Genomic DNA, 17,593 nt, shown 5'->3' with positions numbered 1-17,593 from the left:
CAGAGCGTGACCCAACGCATCGAGGACTACGCCCTGATCGGCGATCTGCAGACGGCGGGCCTGGTCGGCAAGAACGGTTCGATCGACTGGCTCTGTCTCCCCCGCTTCGACTCCGGGGCCTGTTTCACCGCGCTGCTCGGCACGGAGGACAACGGCCACTGGCGGATCGCCCCGAAGGGCGCAGGGAACTGCACCCGTCGGAGTTACCTGCCCGGCACCCTGGTCCTCGAATCCGTGTGGGAGACGAGGACGGGCACCGTCAAGGTCATCGACTTCATGCCGCAGCGCGACACCGCCCCGGACGTCGTGCGCATCGTCGAGGGCGTCAGCGGAACCGTCGATATGCTGGCCACACTGCGGTTGCGGTTCGACTACGGCTCGATCGTCCCGTGGATGCGCCGGGCCGAGGGGCACCGGGTGGCGGTCGCCGGCCCCGACTCCGTCTGGCTGCGCATCGAGAGCCCCGAGGCGGTCCCGGTGAAGACCTGGGGGCAGCAGTTCAGCACCTGCTCGTCGTTCACGGTCGGCGAGGGGGACGCAGTGGCCTTCGTCCTCACCTGGCACCCCTCGCACCGGCCCCGCCCGAGGCTCATCGACCCGTTCGAAGCCTTGCGGCACAGTGTGGAGGACTGGACGGAGTGGTCGGGCAGGTGCACCTACGACGGCCCGTACCGCGACGCGGTGTTGCGTTCACTGATCACCCTCAAGGCGCTGACGTACGCCCCTACGGGAGGAATCGTCGCCGCCGCCACCACGTCCCTGCCGGAAGATCCCGGTGGCGTGCGCAACTGGGACTACCGCTACTGCTGGCTGCGCGACTCCACCCTCACCCTCGGCGCGCTGATGGCGACGGGTTACACGGACGAGGCGGCGGCGTGGCGCGACTGGCTGCTGCGTGCCGTGGCGGGTGATCCGGCGGACCTACAGGTGATGTACGGCGTCGCGGGCGAACGCCGACTGCCCGAGCTGGAGCTGCCCTGGCTGCGGGGCCATGAGGCCGCATCGCCGGTACGGATAGGCAATGCCGCCGCCGACCAGCTGCAGCTCGACGTCTACGGCGAGGTGATGGACTCCCTGCACCACCGCGCCGAGGCGGGACTGACGCCGCAGGCGCACGCGTGGAACGTCCAGCTCAGCCTGCTGGGCTTCCTGGAGTCGAAGTGGCGCGAGCCGGACGAGGGGCTGTGGGAGGTACGCGGCCCGCGGCGCCACTTCGTCTACTCGAAGGTGATGGCCTGGGTCGCCGCGGACCGGGCCGTACGGGCCCTGGAGCGCGACCCGGGGCTGCACGGCGACGTGTCCCGGTGGCGGGCCATGCGGGACGAGGTGCACCGGGAGGTGTGCGAGAAGGGCTACGACCCGGAGCGCAACACCTTCACCCAGTTCTACGGCTCGGCCGAACTGGACGCGTCCCTGCTGATGATCCCCCGGGTCGGCTTCCTCCCGCCGGACGATCCGCGGGTGATCGGCACCGTGGAGGCGGTGCGCGCGGAGCTGAGCCGCGGCGGTCTGGTCCATCGCTACAGCACGCGGGGCGCCTCGGTCGACGGCGTTCCGGGCAGTGAAGGAACCTTTCTGGTCTGCTCGTTCTGGATGGTCGACGCCCTGCGGATGACGGGGCGGGTGAAGGAGGCCACGGAGCTCTTCGAGCGGCTGCTCGACCTGCGCAATGACGTCGGCCTGCTCGCCGAGGAGTACGACCCCGCGGCGGGACGGCAGCTCGGCAACTTCCCGCAGGCGTTCAGCCATGTGGGTCTCGTGGGATCGGCCCTCGCCCTGGCCGCCCAGGAGGCGGCAGGATAGGGCCATGGATCTTGGACTGAAGGACCGCGTCTTCATCGTCACCGGCGCCACCCGTGGTCTGGGGAACGCAACGGCACGGGCACTGGCCGAGGAGGGCGCGAAGCTGGTCGTCACCGGCCGGGACGGGAAGACGGCGGCGGACGCGGCGGAGGCGCTCGGCGGGGACGCCGTCGGCGTCGGGGCCGACAACGCCGACCCGGCCGCGGCGGACCGGCTCGTCGCCGCGGCGCGCGAACGCTTCGGCCGCGTCGACGGCATCCTGATCAGCGTCGGCGGGCCCGCTCCCGGCTTCGTCGCGGACAACACGGACGAGCAGTGGGAGGCGGCCTTCACCACGGTCTTCCTGGGCGCGGTCCGACTGGCTCGCGCCGCTGCGGCTGTGCTCGGAGACGGCGGTGTGATCGGGTTCGTGCTGTCCGGTTCGGTTCACGAGCCCATCGCGGGTCTGACGATCTCCAACGGCTTGCGCCCCGGTCTGGCCGGGTTCGCCAAGTCCCTCGCCGACGAGTTGGGGCCGCGCGGCATCCGTGTGGTGGGCCTGCTGCCGGGCCGGATCGACACGGACCGGGTCCGTGAACTCGACGCGCTGTCGGGAGACGCGGACGCGGCACGTGCCGCGTCGGAGTCCCGGATCCCGCTGCGGCGCTACGGCGGACCGGAGGAGTTCGGGCGTACCGCGGCGTTCCTTCTGTCTCCGGCGGCCTCGTACGTCACGGGCGTGATGCTGCCGGTCGACGGCGGTGCCCGGCGGGGATTCTGACGGGCTCCGGAAGGTCCTGCCTCCCGCAGGGGCCCGCAGGGGACGCGCTGCGCGCGGCGGGGAACCGGCCGGCACGGCAACCGGTCGGCGACCGCTCCCAGGTGCGACCGCCGACCAGCTCGTGCCACGGGCTGCACTCCCTCAGGAGTTCACTCCATCGGGTAGATGTCCCCCGAGCCCATGGCGCTCTCCTGTTCACTCTGCTCCTGCAACTTGCGGGCCTTGTCCTGGAGTCGCCGGCGCTCCTCCGGATCGCCCGCCCGCTCCGCGGCCTGCTTCAACTCCTCGGCCTTCTGCCGCATCTGCCGGATACGGCCGCCAAGTTCGCCTGCATCACTCATGGTCACTCCTCGGCTCCTCGCTATGGGCGAACCCCTCTCAGCGAAGCAGCGCTCCCACCGCCCCGCATCCCGAGCGGGCCGTGCGAGGACGCTCGATCCCCCGCGGTCACGTCACGCGCTGCGCGTGGTACGTCACGGCACGGAGGCGGACCTCCGCGGGGAACACGGACAGCCCCACCGACTCACGCGCGTTGCGGAACGCCCCGGCCGAGACGCGGTCCAGCACCTCGCCCGGCGAGGCGTAGGGCTCCAGGAGCAGCCTCACGCGGAGGGTCGGCACGGTACGGCGGCCGTGGAGAACCACCTGGGCGCGCGACACGCCGGCGACGTGTTCCGCTTCGCCGGCGAGTACGGATTCCAACGCACGCCCACGCAGGGTCGCGCCGTCGCCGTCACCGCTGTCGACCAGGATCCCGGGCAGCCGTGATCTGCGGAGTTGCGCGATCAGCCAGCAGAGGGCGAGGAGGACGACGACGGTGAGCACCGTGATCACCAGCGGCCACCACCAGTCCTCGCCCTGCCACCGCTTCCGCTCGCTCCTGCTGAGCAGCACGTCGTCCGGTCCGTTCCAGGGCCACCACGACGGGACCCCGAGGCCGGCTCCGGCGGCGAGCACCGCGACCCCGGTGGCCGACAGCACCAGGCCGACGACTCCGATCAGGACGCGGTTGACGGCTCCGGTCACCGTGCTCATCCCTTCTTCGCCGGCCTGCGCAGGTGCACCGACAGCGCCGGCGGGCGGGCCAGGCCGAGCTCGCGGATCCCGTCGCCCATCACCGCGTGCACGTCGCGCCGGACGTCGTGGAGATCGCGGAAGTGGGACACCACGCGGACCGTGGCTCGGGAACGGCGCACCCGGACCCGTACGGACTGCACGCCCGACACCTCCATGCCCCGGTCGCGCAACACCAGCGCCGCCGCCTCCCGGTCCAGCCCGGCCCGGACGTCCGCACGGTCCGTGTCGCGACGCATGGGCAGGATCGTCCGCAGCCCCGGGGTCACCGCCAGCACGATCAGCACCAGACCGAGCAGCACCGCGAGGGCCGCACCCACCAGCAACCAGCCGTCGTCCAACGGCCGCCTGTCCAACTGGTCGGCGAGCCACCGCCGCCAGTGCATCCCGGCGTGCTCGGTACGCACCGCCGCCACGTCGTACAGCAAAAGGCCCGCGGCACCCGTCACGCCCGCGGCGAGTAGCGCGGCGGGAACGCGCCGGCGGGACCAGAACCTGCCGCTGCGGCCCGTGACCCCGCCGCCCCGGGGCGGTGCCGGGGAAGCGGGCCGGTCCGGTCCTTCCGCCTCCTCCGCCGGCTCGGTCATCGCAGCCTCACCCGGGCAGTCCGGCGGGTGTGGACGGAGTGCAGCCGCTCCACGTCCACGGTGACCTCCGGCACTTCCAGACCGGTCAGCGCCTCCACCCTCCGGACGACCTGGCGGCGCACCGCGCGGCACTGCCCGCCGATGTCGCAGGGGTAGTCGAGTTCGAGGCCGATGACCACGCGGGCGTGGTCCTGGTGCACGGTGACCGTGGCGAACGGGAGCGCGCCACCCTCCGGTAGGCGCATGAGCGCCTCGCGCGCCGCCCGCGCCGCGATCTTCGCCACCACGTGGTCGGCGATCGTCGTCGCTCCCCGCTCGGCAGCGGCGGTCCCCCCGCTGACAAGGGGCGGGCTCGGATCCGCAACCACGCCGTGTCACCCCCTCCGGTCGTCCTGCTCGCGGCCGCGGAAGATGTCCCCCGGTTCGAGGTCGCCGTCCAGGAACCGCCCGGCGACGAATCCGACCGCACCGAGCGCGGCCACCAGCAGGAACGCTGCGAAACCGCCGAAGTAGCCGGCGAAGCCGAGTGCCATGCCGGCCAGCAGACCGGCCACCGCCATGCTCATCGTGAGCTCCTCTCGCGAGCTCTGCTACTGGATCCGGGGTTCCGGTTCCTCGTCTTCCTCCTCCGGGAGCTTCACGTCCCCGACCGCGATGTTGACCTCGACGACCTCGAGTCCGGTCATCCTCTCGACCGCAGCGATGACGTTCTCGCGGACGGCGCGGGCCACATCGCCGATCGACACTCCGTAGTCGACCACGATCTCGAGGTCGAGGGCCGTCTGCACCTCCCCGACTTCGGCATTCACCCCGCGGGTGACGGACGGCTTGCCGCCGGGGACGCGGTCGCGCACCGAGCCGAAGGCCCGGGAGACACCGTTGCCCATGGCATGGACCCCGACCACGTCGCGGGCGGCGAGCGCGGCGACCTTCTCGACGACGCCGTCGGCGATGGTGGTGCGGCCCCGAACCGCCGGATCGCCACCGCCCCGTCTGGACACGGAGGGATCCTTCAGGGGACTCGGGTCAGGTTCGGTCATCGCCACTCGTCCCTTTCCGGGCACCGGTGAATTCCGTACTCGCTGACCACACTAGGTGGGGTTGGTCCCTCCCGCGCCGGGGATGCGGCAGGCTGGAGCAATGGCGAGGCTGGTGCGGTGACCACGCCGCGCGGACGGACCGCGACCGTACGGGCCCGGCCGGGCACCGACAGACTGCTGCCTCTCGGTCGCGCGGAGGACGGCGCCTGGCTGGCGGAACGGGCGGCGCGCGCGGTGCTGTGCGCGGCGGCGCGCACGGTGGACGGCGTCGATCCGGGGCCGCTGCGGATCGCACTCGCCGACCCGGATACGGCGGGGTCGCCCGTGTTCCCGCCCCCGCCGGCCGCCCTGCCTCCGGGGCCGCTGCGTGTCGCGGCGGAGTTCGCCGCGTACGGGGACCGTCCGCTCCGCGAGCTCGCCGAAGGACTGCGCGCCGCGCTCTCCACGGCGTCCTGGCACGGGCTCGGCCTCGTGGTGGAGGAGATCGACCTGAGGGTGACGGCCCTGCTGGACGTCGCCCCGGCACCGGGTGCGACGCCCTCCGGTCCGCCCGGGGTGGCACCGCAGGACGACCTGGGGGCGACGGTCGCCGCGGTGCCGGGCGTCGCGCGACTGACCGGGACCCTGGGCGTGCCGGTGCGGGTCGGCCGGACCGGCACCCGCGTCGAACTGGCCACGGCGGCGGGCCACCACCCGCTGGTGGTGGCCCGCGCGGTCCGCGGGGCGATCACGCCGCTGCTCCCGGCACCGGCGCCGGTGACCGTTCTGATCACCGGCGTGGCCGACCCGGGCATCCCCGCGCGGCACGCCCCCGGCACCTGATGCCGGGGCGCGGGGCGACGGTCGCGGAATGCCGACCACGACGGCCACGGCGGGCACGTCCTTCCGGTCCGACGCCGAAGGGGACGCCACCGCTGCCGGGGCGACCACGGGACCGGGCCACGCCGTCGCCGGGCCGACCGTCGCCGGCGTGACACGGTCGGCCCCGCCCCGGAGCGTCAGTCGGAGAGCCCGGCGAGGTCGCGCAGCCGTCGTGCCTGTGCGGCGCGCTCGGCCACCCGCTGGTCTTCGTACCCACGGGACTGCGCACCCCGCAGCAGCGCCTTCGTCTCGATCACGGCGTCACGCGGTGCGGCGAGCAGCGCACCCGCCAGGTCGTGCACGGACGCGTCGAGTTCCTCGCCGGGCACGACGAGGTTGGCCAGGCCGGTCCGCTCCGCCTCGTCGGCGTGGACGAAGCGCCCGGTGGCGCAGATCTCCAGCGCACGCGCATAACCGACGAGTGAGACAAGCGGGTGGGTCCCGGTGAGGTCGGGGACGAGACCCAGGCTGGTCTCGCGCATGGCGAACTGCACGTCTTGCGCAACGACCCGCAGGTCGCAGGCGAGGGCGAGTTGGAACCCGGCGCCGATCGCATGCCCCTGGACCGCCGCGATCGAGACGATGTCGTTGCGGCGCCACCAGGTGAACGCGTCCTGGTACTCGGCGATGACGGCATCGAGCTCCTCGTCGGAACCGCGCGCCAGATCGAGGAACGACGGCTCGCCGTCGAAGCCCTCGGGCGTGAACGCCTGCCGGTCGAGCCCCGCGGAGAAGGACTTGCCCTCACCGCGCAGTACGACGACGCGCACGCTGCCCGGCAACGATCGCCCGGCCTCGGCCAACGCCCGCCAGAGAGCGGGAGATTGGGCATTGCGCTTGGCCGGATTGGTGAGCGTCACCGTGGCCACCGCGTCATCGACGGTGAGCCGTACGCCGTCCTTGTCGAGCACAGAGTCGAGCGAAGCCATAGGGCGCCTTTCGGTTCCGGTGCGGCCAGTGCAGCACAGACTAAGTGACTGCACAGTAACCACCCGGCCGACCGCGCGATCGGCCGGGTGGCCGACACCGTGAACCGGTCGGCCCCAAACGTCGCTCGGGATCGTCAGGCGTCAGGCCGAAGCGGCCTTCTTGCCCCGCGTCGCCCCGCCGCGTCCACGCAGCGTGACTCCGGACTCGCTGAGCATCCGGTGGACGAACCCATAGGAGCGGCCCGTCTCCTCGGCCAGCGCCCGGATGCTCGCACCGGAGTCGTACTTCTTCTTCAGGTCTGCCGCGAGCTTGTCGCGCGCGGCGCCGGTCACCCGGCTGCCCTTCTTCAGAGTCTCGGCCACCCGTGCCTCCTCATGGGAAGTGCGCTCTGGACTTCTCATGATCACCCCTCAAGGGCTTCATGGCCACCCATTCGACAAGGTCTGTGCAACCGGCTTTGCCTCCCGGAGGGGCTCGCCCCGGGCTGGAGCCACGGATTCCGTCCGTCGCAGCCGTGACGTTTCCGCGTCTCGCTGGACGAAACTCCAGGTCAGGATGGCCACGATACGGACGGGCTCATTCCGGGAGCGAGGGGCTGCCGCCGCGGCCCGCCACGCCGGGGTACGAGACGCACTCACTCAGATGAAGGATCACCCGTGGGCCGAATGATCCATATGACGTGCATCACACCCGACCCCCGGGAGGAACGGCGGCCGGGCGGTGGATACGGCAGCGCCCCCGACCTTCCCGTCCGGGACCCGCGCGCCGGAGCCCGCGACGTCCGGGCGGCGGCGCTGACGGCCCTCGTGGGACCGCGCGGGCACCACGGGCGCGCCTCCGGCGACCGGACGCCGCACGCGCACGACGGAGGTGCGACACGCACCGGAGAACGCCGGCACGCCGGGAGGGGCCGGGGAGGCACCGGAACGGCGGGCCCGTCCCGGTGCCTCCCCGGCCGAGGACCTCCCCGGCCGGACCTCGACGCCCTTCGGTCGGTCCCGGTCAGGCGAGGGTGACGAGATCCGCGTAGTCCGCACCCCAGAGGTCCTCGACCCCGTCGGGCAGCAGGATGATCCGCTCCGGCTGGAGAGCCTCGACGGCCCCCTCGTCGTGGGTGACCAGGACGACGGCGCCCTTGTAGGTGCGCAGCGCGCCCAGGATCTCCTCGCGACTGGCCGGGTCCAGGTTGTTCGTCGGCTCGTCGAGCAGCAGCACGTTCGCCGCGGAGACCACCAGCGTGGCCAGGGCGAGTCGGGTCTTCTCACCACCGGAGAGCACCCCGGCCGGCTTGTCGACGTCGTCTCCGGAGAACAGGAACGACCCCAGGACCTTGCGGACCTCCACCAGATCGAGGTCGGGTGCGGCGGACCGCATGTTCTCCAGGACCGTGCGGTCCGGGTCGAGGGTCTCGTGCTCCTGCGCGTAGTAGCCCAGCTTCAGGCCGTGGCCTTCGACAACCTGGCCCGTGTCCGGCCTCTCCACCCCGCCGAGGAGGCGCAGCAGCGTCGTCTTGCCCGCGCCGTTGAGGCCGAGGATCACGACGCGGGAGCCCTTGTCGATGGCCAGACCCACGTCGGTGAAGATCTCCAGGGAGCCGTACGACTTGGACAGGCCCTCGGCCGTCAGCGGGGTCCTGCCGCACGGCGCGGGCTCGGGGAAGCGCAGCTTGGCCACCTTGTCGGCGACCCTGGCTTCGTCGAGTCCGGCGAGCAGACGCTCGGCGCGGCGTGCCATGTTCTGGGCGGCCACGGTCTTGGTGGCCTTGGCGCGCATCTTGTCGGCCTGGGCGTTGAGCGCCGCGGCCTTCTTCTCCGCGTTCTGGCGCTCCCGCCTACGGCGCTTCTCGTCCGCCTCGCGCTGCTGCTGGTAGAGCTTCCACCCCATGTTGTAGAAGTCGATCGTCGAGCGGTTCGCGTCGAGGTAGAAGACCTTGTTGACGACGGTCTCGACGAGGTCGACGTCGTGGGAGATGACGATGAAGCCGCCCCGGTAGGTCTTGAGGTAGTCGCGCAGCCAGACGATCGAGTCGGCGTCGAGGTGGTTCGTCGGCTCGTCGAGCAGGAGCGTGTCCGCGTCCGAGAACAGGATCCTGGCGAGCTCGACACGGCGGCGCTGACCGCCGGAGAGCGTGTGCAGGGGCTGGCCGAGCACCCGGTCGGGCAGATTGAGCGCGGCCGCGATGGTGGAGGCCTCGGCCTCGGCCGCGTACCCGCCCTTCGTCAGGAACTCGGTCTCCTGGCGCTCGTACTGCTTCAGCGCCTTCTCACGGGTGCCGCCCTTGCCGGTCGCGATGCGCTCCTCGTTCTCGCGCATCTTGCGGATCAGGACGTCCAGACCACGGGCGGACAGGATGCGGTCGCGGGCGAGTACGTCGAGGTCGCCCGTGCGCGGGTCCTGCGGGAGGTAGCCGACCTCGCCCGAGCGCGCGATGCTGCCCGCGGCGGGGACGCCTTCGCCGGCGAGGCATTTGGTGAGGGTGGTCTTGCCCGCTCCGTTGCGGCCGACCAGGCCGATGCGGTCGCCCTTGGCGACGCGGAAGGTGGCGGACTCGATGAGGACGCGGGCGCCGGCACGCAGCTCTACGCCGGAAGCGGTGATCACGGAAAGACTCCAGGACGGATGGACGACGGAAGGACGACGGGGCGTGCGGAGGCTTCTACGCCGTCTAATCCACGAGGAGAAATGCCATGCGGGGAAGTCTACCGGGACGGGGCAACTGCTTTTCCGCCCTCCCCGCGCGCTCGATGGCCGCACGGTTGCCGCGGAGGGGTGGCCCGCCGCCGTCCGTCTTCCGGTCGCCCGGCGCCTGGCGGGGTCGAGGACGGTGCGGACCAACATAAAGGGCAGGATGCCCTTCCTTGATCGATACTCGGCCGCAGGACGGCGACGCGCCGCCCAGCGGAGCCGAGCGGGAGGTCGTGGTGCAGTTCGACGACGACGCCGAGCTGGACACCTCCGAGGTCCAGGACGCGCGCGGCGGTGGGATCCCGGGCGGTCGGGCGACCATCGGCGGCGGCATCATCGGCTTCGTCGCACTGGTCCTGGGCCTGTTCTTCGGCGTGGGACCGGAACAGCTCGGCCTGACCGAGGGCGGGCGGGAGCCCGCGGCGGATGCGTCCTCCGCCGCCCAGGTGGCGCAGACCTGCCGGAAGGGCGCGGACGCGAACGCCCGGGACGACTGCCGGACCGTCGCGGTGGTCAACAGCGTGCAGGACTTCTGGCGGGCGGAGTTCGCCCGGCGCGGTGCGCGGTACCCGGACTCGCGGACGGTGCTGTTCCGGGGCCGGGTGGACACGGCCTGCGGCGCGGCAACGTCGGCGGTCGGGCCCTTCTACTGCCCCGGTGACCACAGGGTCTACCTGGACCTCGGCTTCTTCAACGATCTGCGCACCCGGTTCGGCGCGGGCGACGGTCCGTTCGCGCAGGCCTACGTCGTCGCGCACGAGTACGGCCACCACGTGCAGAACCTGATGGGCACGCTGCGCCTCGCACAGGACCCGCAGCAGGGCGCGGGCAGCAACGCGGTGCGGGTGGAGCTCCAGGCGGACTGCTACGCCGGGGTGTGGGCCCACCACGCGACCACCACGCCTGACGAGAGGTCGGGCCGGCCGCTGCTGACGCAGCTGACGGACGCCGACATCCAGGACGGCCTGGACGCCGCCGCGGCCGTCGGTGACGACCGCATCCAGGAGAGGTTCCAGGGCCGGGTCACGCCGGAGACCTGGACGCACGGCTCGGCTGCGCAGCGCCAGCAGTGGTTCTACCGGGGCTACCGCACCGGCGACATGGCGCAGTGCGACACCTTCCGCTGAGCGCGGAGCGAGGGTCGTGGGCTGCCCGCCCACCGGGACTGCGGTCCCGCGACGACGTGGTGCGTCACCGTGAGGGCCACGCCTGGAGCTTCGGGACCTTCCGGCCGGGCGCGGTGGATTCCTCGGCGGCGCCCCGCCCGTCCGGCCCCGCACGTCGTCAGGCTCCCCCCGTGTGTACCTGGAAGGCGGCCCGGCGGACGGCCTTGGCCAGCGCGGGATCGGGGTGCGCGGCGGCGAGGGCGACCAGGACCTGGACCGTGCGCGGATGCCCCACGGCCCTGACCTCGTCGAGAAGCGCCGGGACGGTGCCCTGGACGGCCGATTCGAGGTGGCGGACCAGGAGCGCGCTCTCGCCGTGGTCGGCCACGGCCGCCGCGGTGTCCACCCAGAGCCAGGTCGCCTCCTCCCTGGAGAGGACGTCGGCGGTGTCCTCGGGGTCCGCTCCCTCGTACTCGGCGAGCCAGAGCAGGGCGTACGGCCTGAGAGAGGGGTCCGCCGCGGCGGCGCGCACCCCGGCCTCGGCGGGCGCGCCGACGACCCGGAGCGCCTCGAAGGCGAGACCCCTGAGCAGGGCGTCCTCACCGCGGGCGGCCGCGAGGAGTTCGGTGACCGCGGTGGACGCGGTGCGGGCGGCGAGCCAGGCCCGGTACTCGGCGCGGGCCGGGCCGGGGGTGAGCCGGGCGCAACCGCGCAGCATCTCCTCCGCGGACTGCTCGATGTTGCCGGCCGGACTCTGTGCCGCGACGCAGATCTGTTCGAGCTTGACCCAGACCGCCCAGTTGCCGAGCGGCGTGAGGGTGGCCTGCCCGTCGCCGAGGGTGAGGGCGCCGACGGCGGCCAGCCCTTCCAGGGCCCAGTCGAGCAGCGCGGACAGCGGAACGTCGGCGGGCGGTTCGGCGGGCTCGGCCGCCTCCGCGTCGGGTTGCGGACCGAACGGCACCTCGCAGCGCTCCTCGCGCAGCTCCTCGACGCGCTGACGGAGCAGGTCCAGCAGGGCCGGCACGAGAACGGGCCCGGCGGACAGTTGGAGGAGGGAGAGGACCTGCGGGACGGCCTCGACCACCTCCGCGACGGCCGCGGGGGGCACGGCGGCAGGGGCCGGGTGCACCAGTGACCACGCGTCGAAGAGCGCGACCCAACCGCGCAACACGGCGGCGTCGTCGCCGTTCCAGGCGTTGAGCCGCCATCCGGGTCGTACGGTTCCGCCGTGCAGCTCGACGAGTCCGGCCAGCCTGGCGCGGTCCCAGCCTGCGTGTGCCTGGCCCGGTGTCAGCCCCAGCGCCGGGGCTGCCCGTTCCCGGTCGGCGGAGCCCCCCGACCCGCCGTGGTCGGCCGCCCACCGGGCGACGCGGACGGCATCGGCGAGGACCTCGCGTGCCTGGCGGGCGAGTTCCGCGGGCGGAGGGGTGCCCTCGGGAGGTCGGGGAGCGGGCCGGGTACGCCGGTTGGTCACGGCGCGGCGGGCCGTGGCGGTGGGCCGGGGGCGGACAAGACGAAGCCTGGAGTCGCGCAGGTTACGGGACGTCACGAGGAGCAGTCTTCCCGCTGTGCCCCCGAAAGCCCAAACGGAATGCGGGATCTGCCGGCGGGGAGGTGTGGAGGGCCGCCCCGGCCGGGCCGTGGGGGGAACCCGTCGGCACCGGACGCTCCCCGTCGGCCGGCCTCGGCCATCCGTGCCCGGCGCCGCCGCCCCCAGGGCGACGGGGGGCCGCGCGAGCGGAGCGGCGAGGCTCAGACCAGGGGCGTGAGGAAGCGCCTGAGGGCCTCCTCGTAGTGCGCCGGGTCCGCGTTCCACATCGCCGCGTGCGGGGCGTCCGGCACCGTCTGCAGGGTCACCAGGTCCGGGCGCCGCTCGGCCAGTTCACGGGACGGCCCCCAGGGGGCGAGGGTGTCGCCGGGTCCGTGGAAGACGAGCGTGGGTACGCGCAGGGCGTTCGGGGCGGCGGCTGCCTTCAGCCGGTCCCCGTGCAGTCCGGTGCGCCCGTGGGCGGCGCGCACGGCGAGCGGCAGCAGCACCGTCGGGGTGCGACGGGCGGAGGCGAGGGCCCGCAGGGTCGTCTCCCAGTCGAGCACCGGGGAGTCCAGGACGAGTCCTGCGATCCGGTCGCGCAGGACGGAGTTGGCGGCTGCGTGCAGGGCCATGGCGGCACCGGTGGACCAGCCGTGCAGGACCACGCGCTCGGCGCCACTGCGGACGGCGAACCGTACGGCCGCGTCGAGGTCGCGCCACTCGGAGTCGCCGAGGTGGCCGAGGCCGTCGGGGGAGCCGGGCGCCCCGGGGTCCCCCCGGTAGGCGAGGGCGAGTGTGGGCAGGCGCCGTTCCAGCAGGAACGGCAAGAGGTTCATGGTGTGTTCGCGGGTGCCGCCGATGCCGTGCACCGCGATGACCCAGGTGGAGCGGGGCCCCGGCACGAACCAGGCGGGGAGGGAGCCGAGTTCGCCGGGGACCTCCACGTCCTGGTAGTCGACGCCCAGGGCGTCGCCCGGGGTGCCGGTGTGCAGCTGCGGGGTGAGGCGCACCCGGCTGCCCGGGTCGAGGCTGCCGTGCTCGACCCGATCCAGCCTCCTCACGACCTCGTCCGCGGCGTGCGGCACGCCCTCGAGGACGGGTCCCACGACCGCGTGCACGGCGGTGCCGGCGAGGCCGTACGTTCCCGGTCGCAGGGACGCGAGGCTGCGGGTGAGGGTGATGCGGCCGGGCCCCGTCGCGTGGACGGTGAGCCGTGGTTCACCGGGCAGGGGCCGGCCGGCGGGCACCTTGAGCGCGGCGTCGCTGGCGTACCGGCCGGCCGCAAGGGCGGCGGCGGCGAGTCCGATGACGGTGGTGACGGCCGCTGCCGTCGCTGTTGCCGGGCGCACCGTTCCAGTGTGGTGACGTCTCGGCGGGGCTGCCAGTGGACGCTCCCGCCGGAGTGACGTCAGTGCGACTGGCCGTAGCCGCGGAGCTTCTCCGCCACGTCGTGGAGCTGGGAACCGGACAGCAGGGCGGGGTCGCGTCCCGGCAGGGAACTCGCGGCGAGCCAGACGCGGCACATCCACTCCAGTTGCGCGGTCCGGTCGTACGCCTGCTCGAGTGAGTGCCCGTGGGCGACGGTCCCGTGGTTCTGGAGGAGGCAGCCCGAGCGGTCCCGCAACGCGTCGAGCATGTTGTCCGCGAGTTCGTCGGTGCCGTACAGCGCATAGGGGGCGACGCGGACCGGGCCGCCCAGTGCCGCGGCCATGTAGTGGATCAGCGGCAGCTCGGTGACCAGCGTGGAGACGGCGGTGGCGTGCACGGCGTGGGTGTGCACGACGGCGCAGGCGTCCGTGGCGCGGTAGACCGCGAGGTGCATCGGCAGTTCACTGGTGGGCACGAGGGAGCCGAGGACCTGCCGCCCGTCGAGCCGGACGCCGGTCACGTCCTCGGCTCCGAGCCGGTCGTACGGCACCCCGCTGGGGGTGACCAGGACGACGTCACCGGAGTCGGTGGGGACCCGTACGGAAACGTTGCCCGAGGTTCCGACGACGAGTCCGTCCGTCGATGTCCTGCGGGCCGTGGCCACGAGCTCCGACCAGGCCCGGGGTATCGCGTCCTGAGGTGTCATACGACGATCCTGCCAGCACCCGGGGAACGACTTCTCGCATCCGTGGGTGAACCGCGGCAGACAGTATCGATCCATGTCGATCACTGATCGAATTCCTTGTGATCAGAGTCACATCAGAGGCGTCACATCGTGACACCGACGACCGTTCGCAAGCGGCGCACCGGGGGCCCGAACACCGCCCGGAGACCGCCGCATCGGCGTCATACAGCCGCCGCGGGCCGGAACGCCGGGCACCCGACCCCCCTCCGTCGCGAAAGCGGAGCGACCACCCGCCCCTTGGAGACACCACGACGCCGGTCCCAGTTCACTTTCCGTTCACTTGATAACCCTACGTTCACCCAAGCCACTGACGTCCGAACGATTGCCTGGGTACTCGGTAAATGGAACACATCACTCTGCTGCTCGCGATCGTCGTCGTGACAGCTCTCGTGTTCGATTTCACGAACGGTTTCCACGACACCGCCAATGCCATGGCGACCACCATCTCGACCGGGGCGATGAGGCCCAAGGCAGCCGTGGCCATGTCGGCCGTGCTGAACCTGGTCGGCGCCTTCCTGTCCATCGAGGTCGCCAAGACGATCTCCGGCGGGATCATCAACGAAGAGGGCATACGCACAGAAGTGATCTTCGCGGCGCTGGTCGGCGCCATTCTGTGGAACCTCCTCACGTGGCTGCTGGGCCTGCCGTCCAGCTCCTCGCACGCCCTGTTCGGCGGTCTCATCGGCGCTGCGGTGATGTCTGCCGGCTTCTCGGCCGTCAACGGCGGCACGGTCATCACCAAGGTGCTGATCCCGGCCGTGGCCGCCCCGGTCGTCGCAGGTCTCGCCGCGCTGTTCGCGACGAAGCTGACCTACAGGATCGGCAGCAAGGCCGACGACAAGGCCACGTCCAAGGGCTACCGCGCCGGACAGATCGCCTCCGCCGGCCTCGTCTCGCTGGCCCACGGCACCAACGACGCCCAGAAGACCATGGGCGTCATCACCCTGGCCCTGGTCACCGGAGGCGTCCTCGCCCCGGGCTCAAACCCCCCGCTGTGGGTCATCGTCTCCGCGGGTCTGGCGATCGCTCTCGGTACGTACCTGGGCGGCTGGCGCATCATCCGCACCATGGGCAAGGGCCTGACCGACCTCCAGCCGCAGCAGGGCTTCACCGCCCAGACCGGCGCGGCGACGGTCATCCTGGCCTCCTCCAACCTCGGCTTCTCGCTGTCCACGACGCAGGTCTGCTCCGGCGCCGTGATGGGCGCCGGCCTCGGCCGCAAGGGCGGCGTGGTCCGCTGGTCCACGGCGACCCGGATGTTCGTGGCCTGGGGCCTGACGCTGCCGGCCGCCGGACTGGTCGGCGCCGCCGCCGAGTTCCTCGCCGGACAGGGCACCTGGGGCATAGCCGCCGTCGCCGTCCTGCTCGTCGCGGGCTCCGGGGCGATCTGGGCGCTCTCGCGCCGCAAGCCGGTCACCCACACGAACGTGACCGACGACGAGCCCTCCGAGCCCGCAGGCGTGGTCACCACCGCCATCGCGGCCGTCACCCCGCCGCCGACCGTGGCCGCCGCCGCGGTCGCCTCCGAAGTCGACTCCAAGGCCTCCGTTCCGGCCGCGTCCAGTGAGACCGCCCCGGCGCCCGCCGCCACGGTGTAAGGAAAGAACAGCATGAAGATCGACTGGGCAGCTCTGGGCTCCGTCTTCGGCGTGAGTCTCGTCGTGACCGTCGCCCTCGTGGGCCTGTTCACCCTCGGCATCGCGGGCCTCTCCAAGCACGAGGCCGCCACCGCAGGGGCCGACGGCAGTGGGGGCGGCTCCGCGCCTCTCGCCCGGACCGGCGCGTACGTGTGCTTCGCGCTGTGCGCGGCGGCCGTGTCCTACGGGATCTACCTGATCGTCACCTGACGGATCCCCCCTGACCCGCACGTGGGCCGGGCGCACCCTGGGTGCGCCCGGCCCACGTCGTCCGTGCACAGGCCCGTGGGAGCGGAGAGCGGTGACGCCGGCCTGCTCGTCGCGGGCACCGGGCACACCACCGCTCCGGCCCGCCGTGTGTGCCTCCGCACACTGTCCCGCCCCAGGTCAAAGGCGAGTTGACGCGTCTTCGCAGCCATGGTGGACTTCCGGAGCCATTTACGGCGGCAGAAGAGGAAGCCGGTGCGAATCTGGCGCGGTCCCGCCACTGTCACGGGTGCCCACCCGGAGCCAGGAACTCTCACCGCCGGTCACGTCGAGCCAGGGCGCGGACCCTGAGTGAGGACGAACATGCGTACCGCGCGGATCTTTGCGTGCGGCGCCGCGGCCGGACTCGTCGGCGACCTGCTCTTCGGCGACCCCCGCCGCGGGCATCCGGTCGCCGCGTTCGGCCGGGTTGCCGTTGCCGTCGAACGGAAGCTGTGGCGTGACCACCGCGGATGGGGCGCACTGCACACTGCCGTGTGCGCCGGAGGCGCCGTGGGCGCGGCGGCGCTCGCCGTGCGGGCCACGCGCCGTTCCCGTAGCGCCTCCCTGGCCCTGACCGCGGCTGCCACCTGGGCGGTCGTCGGCGGCACGTCGCTCGGTCGGGAGGCCCGGGCGATCGGCGAGTTGCTGGCCGCGGGGGACGTCGAGGCCGCCCGGGAACGGCTCCCCCACCTGTGCGGACGCGACCCGCAGTCGCTGGACGGGCCGGGAATCGCCCGCGCTGTGGTCGAGTCCGTCGCCGAGAACACCTCGGACGCCGTCGTCGGGGCGCTGGTGTGGGGGGCGGTCGGCGGGGTCCCCGGCCTCGTGGGCTTCCGCGCCGTGAACACGCTCGACGCGATGGTGGGCCACAAGTCGCCCCGCCACCGCCGGTACGGCTGGGCCTCGGCACGGCTCGACGACCTGGCGGGCTGGCCGGGAGCGCGGCTGACGGCCGTCCTCGCGGCGGCCGCGGGCGGTGATCCCCGCGGGGCCGCACGGGCCTGGCGCGCCGACGCGGCGAAGCACCCGAGCCCCAACGCGGGCCCGGTGGAGGCGTCGTTCGCCGGGGCGCTCGGCGTACGGCTCGGCGGCACCCTCGCGTACGGCGGCCGTGGTTGGCAAAAGAAAGTGGCCCACACCGCCCGTCGGGGAGTCGGCGTCACGGGCATCGCTCGTACGGGGCGGCTGTGTCGGAGCGTGGGGGGAACCGGTCTTGT

Annotated in this window: 19 protein-coding genes and 1 riboswitch; of the genes, 7 read left to right on the top strand and 12 right to left on the bottom strand. The window is 72.8% G+C overall.

What is annotated here, in order from left to right; genetic code table 11:
• Positions 1-6: 6 nt before the first annotated feature.
• A complete protein-coding gene (locus ACFXOM_RS06025; protein WP_384935551.1) occupies positions 7-1,803 on the top strand; it encodes a glycoside hydrolase family 15 protein in 1,797 nt (598 codons plus the stop codon).
• A 4-nt stretch (positions 1,804-1,807) separates the two neighbouring features.
• Entirely contained in the window at positions 1,808-2,563 is a 756-nt protein-coding gene (locus ACFXOM_RS06020; RefSeq protein WP_384935553.1) for an SDR family oxidoreductase, read from the top strand.
• A 149-nt stretch (positions 2,564-2,712) separates the two neighbouring features.
• Here ACFXOM_RS06020 and ACFXOM_RS06015 read toward each other — a convergent pair whose 3' ends face one another.
• The 6 genes from ACFXOM_RS06015 to ACFXOM_RS05990 all read right to left on the bottom strand — a co-directional run bounded on the left by ACFXOM_RS06015 (position 2,713) and on the right by ACFXOM_RS05990 (position 5,264).
• Entirely contained in the window at positions 2,713-2,904 is a 192-nt protein-coding gene (locus ACFXOM_RS06015; RefSeq protein ID WP_384935556.1) for a DUF6381 family protein, read from the bottom strand.
• A 106-nt stretch (positions 2,905-3,010) separates the two neighbouring features.
• Positions 3,011-3,598, bottom strand: a complete 588-nt coding sequence (gene amaP / locus ACFXOM_RS06010) for an alkaline shock response membrane anchor protein AmaP (protein WP_384944713.1) — start codon at positions 3,596-3,598, stop codon at positions 3,011-3,013.
• The gene (locus tag ACFXOM_RS06005; RefSeq protein WP_384935562.1) at positions 3,595-4,224 is read right to left on the bottom strand and encodes a DUF6286 domain-containing protein; all 630 of its coding nucleotides are present in this window, start codon (positions 4,222-4,224) and stop codon (positions 3,595-3,597) included. Before ACFXOM_RS06005 ends, amaP begins: the two co-directional genes overlap by 4 nt.
• Positions 4,221-4,592 carry a hypothetical protein gene (locus tag ACFXOM_RS06000; RefSeq protein WP_384935565.1) on the bottom strand — a complete coding sequence of 124 codons (372 nt, stop codon included), beginning with the start codon at positions 4,590-4,592 and terminating at the stop codon, positions 4,221-4,223. Before ACFXOM_RS06000 ends, ACFXOM_RS06005 begins: the two co-directional genes overlap by 4 nt.
• Positions 4,593-4,598: 6 nt before the next feature.
• Complete coding sequence (locus ACFXOM_RS05995) at positions 4,599-4,790, bottom strand: hypothetical protein (protein ID WP_384935568.1); 192 nt, start codon at positions 4,788-4,790, stop codon at positions 4,599-4,601.
• A 24-nt stretch (positions 4,791-4,814) separates the two neighbouring features.
• Positions 4,815-5,264 (bottom strand): Asp23/Gls24 family envelope stress response protein, encoded by a 450-nt coding sequence (locus ACFXOM_RS05990; protein ID WP_384935570.1) that lies wholly within the window; start codon positions 5,262-5,264, stop codon positions 4,815-4,817.
• A gap of 117 nt (positions 5,265-5,381) precedes the next feature.
• On the opposite strand from ACFXOM_RS05990, the gene ACFXOM_RS05985 reads away from it, so the two are divergent.
• Positions 5,382-6,086, top strand: a complete 705-nt coding sequence (locus tag ACFXOM_RS05985) for a hypothetical protein (protein ID WP_385037087.1) — start codon at positions 5,382-5,384, stop codon at positions 6,084-6,086.
• A 176-nt stretch (positions 6,087-6,262) separates the two neighbouring features.
• Here the strand turns inward: ACFXOM_RS05985 and ACFXOM_RS05980 are convergent, their stop codons facing one another.
• The 3 genes from ACFXOM_RS05980 to ACFXOM_RS05970 form a co-directional block, all read right to left on the bottom strand.
• Entirely contained in the window at positions 6,263-7,054 is a 792-nt protein-coding gene (locus ACFXOM_RS05980) for an enoyl-CoA hydratase/isomerase family protein (RefSeq protein ID WP_384935575.1), read from the bottom strand.
• A gap of 141 nt (positions 7,055-7,195) precedes the next feature.
• Positions 7,196-7,417, bottom strand: a complete 222-nt coding sequence (locus ACFXOM_RS05975; RefSeq protein WP_006123601.1) for a helix-turn-helix domain-containing protein — start codon at positions 7,415-7,417, stop codon at positions 7,196-7,198.
• Positions 7,418-8,057: 640 nt separating this feature from the next.
• Positions 8,058-9,656, bottom strand: coding sequence for an ABC-F family ATP-binding cassette domain-containing protein (locus tag ACFXOM_RS05970; protein ID WP_384935578.1), 1,599 nt, complete (start codon positions 9,654-9,656; stop codon positions 8,058-8,060).
• A 320-nt stretch (positions 9,657-9,976) separates the two neighbouring features.
• On the opposite strand from ACFXOM_RS05970, the gene ACFXOM_RS05965 reads away from it, so the two are divergent.
• On the top strand, positions 9,977-10,867 hold the full coding sequence (locus ACFXOM_RS05965) for a neutral zinc metallopeptidase (RefSeq protein ID WP_385037115.1): 891 nt from the start codon (positions 9,977-9,979) through the stop codon (positions 10,865-10,867).
• 157 nt (positions 10,868-11,024) lie between these two features.
• Here the strand turns inward: ACFXOM_RS05965 and ACFXOM_RS05960 are convergent, their stop codons facing one another.
• The 3 genes from ACFXOM_RS05960 to ACFXOM_RS05950 all read right to left on the bottom strand — a co-directional run bounded on the left by ACFXOM_RS05960 (position 11,025) and on the right by ACFXOM_RS05950 (position 14,451).
• A complete protein-coding gene (locus ACFXOM_RS05960; protein WP_384935581.1) occupies positions 11,025-12,395 on the bottom strand; it encodes a hypothetical protein in 1,371 nt (456 codons plus the stop codon).
• 203 nt (positions 12,396-12,598) lie between these two features.
• Positions 12,599-13,726, bottom strand: a complete 1,128-nt coding sequence (locus ACFXOM_RS05955) for an alpha/beta hydrolase (RefSeq protein WP_384935583.1) — start codon at positions 13,724-13,726, stop codon at positions 12,599-12,601.
• A gap of 59 nt (positions 13,727-13,785) precedes the next feature.
• Entirely contained in the window at positions 13,786-14,451 is a 666-nt protein-coding gene (locus tag ACFXOM_RS05950) for a class II aldolase/adducin family protein (RefSeq protein WP_384935586.1), read from the bottom strand.
• A 380-nt stretch (positions 14,452-14,831) separates the two neighbouring features.
• Here ACFXOM_RS05950 and ACFXOM_RS05945 point away from each other — a divergent pair, with 380 nt between their 5' ends.
• The 3 genes from ACFXOM_RS05945 to ACFXOM_RS05935 all read left to right on the top strand — a co-directional run.
• Positions 14,832-16,088: an anion permease gene (locus ACFXOM_RS05945; RefSeq protein ID WP_385037084.1), complete on the top strand. Its 1,257-nt coding sequence runs from the start codon at positions 14,832-14,834 to the stop codon at positions 16,086-16,088.
• Between the two features lie 12 nt (positions 16,089-16,100).
• Positions 16,101-16,337, top strand: coding sequence for a hypothetical protein (locus tag ACFXOM_RS05940; protein ID WP_384935591.1), 237 nt, complete (start codon positions 16,101-16,103; stop codon positions 16,335-16,337).
• A gap of 194 nt (positions 16,338-16,531) precedes the next feature.
• Positions 16,532-16,667: riboswitch (cobalamin riboswitch) on the top strand.
• A 30-nt stretch (positions 16,668-16,697) separates the two neighbouring features.
• On the top strand, positions 16,698-17,593 hold an 896-nt coding region (locus tag ACFXOM_RS05935), incomplete at its 3' end, for a cobalamin biosynthesis protein (protein ID WP_385037081.1).

Origin of the sequence: Streptomyces sp. NPDC059169 (genome assembly GCF_042755225.1) — a bacterium.
In the GTDB taxonomy this organism is placed as follows: Bacteria; Actinomycetota; Actinomycetes; order Streptomycetales; family Streptomycetaceae; genus Streptomyces.
This window is presented reverse-complemented; position numbering and strand designations above follow the sequence as displayed.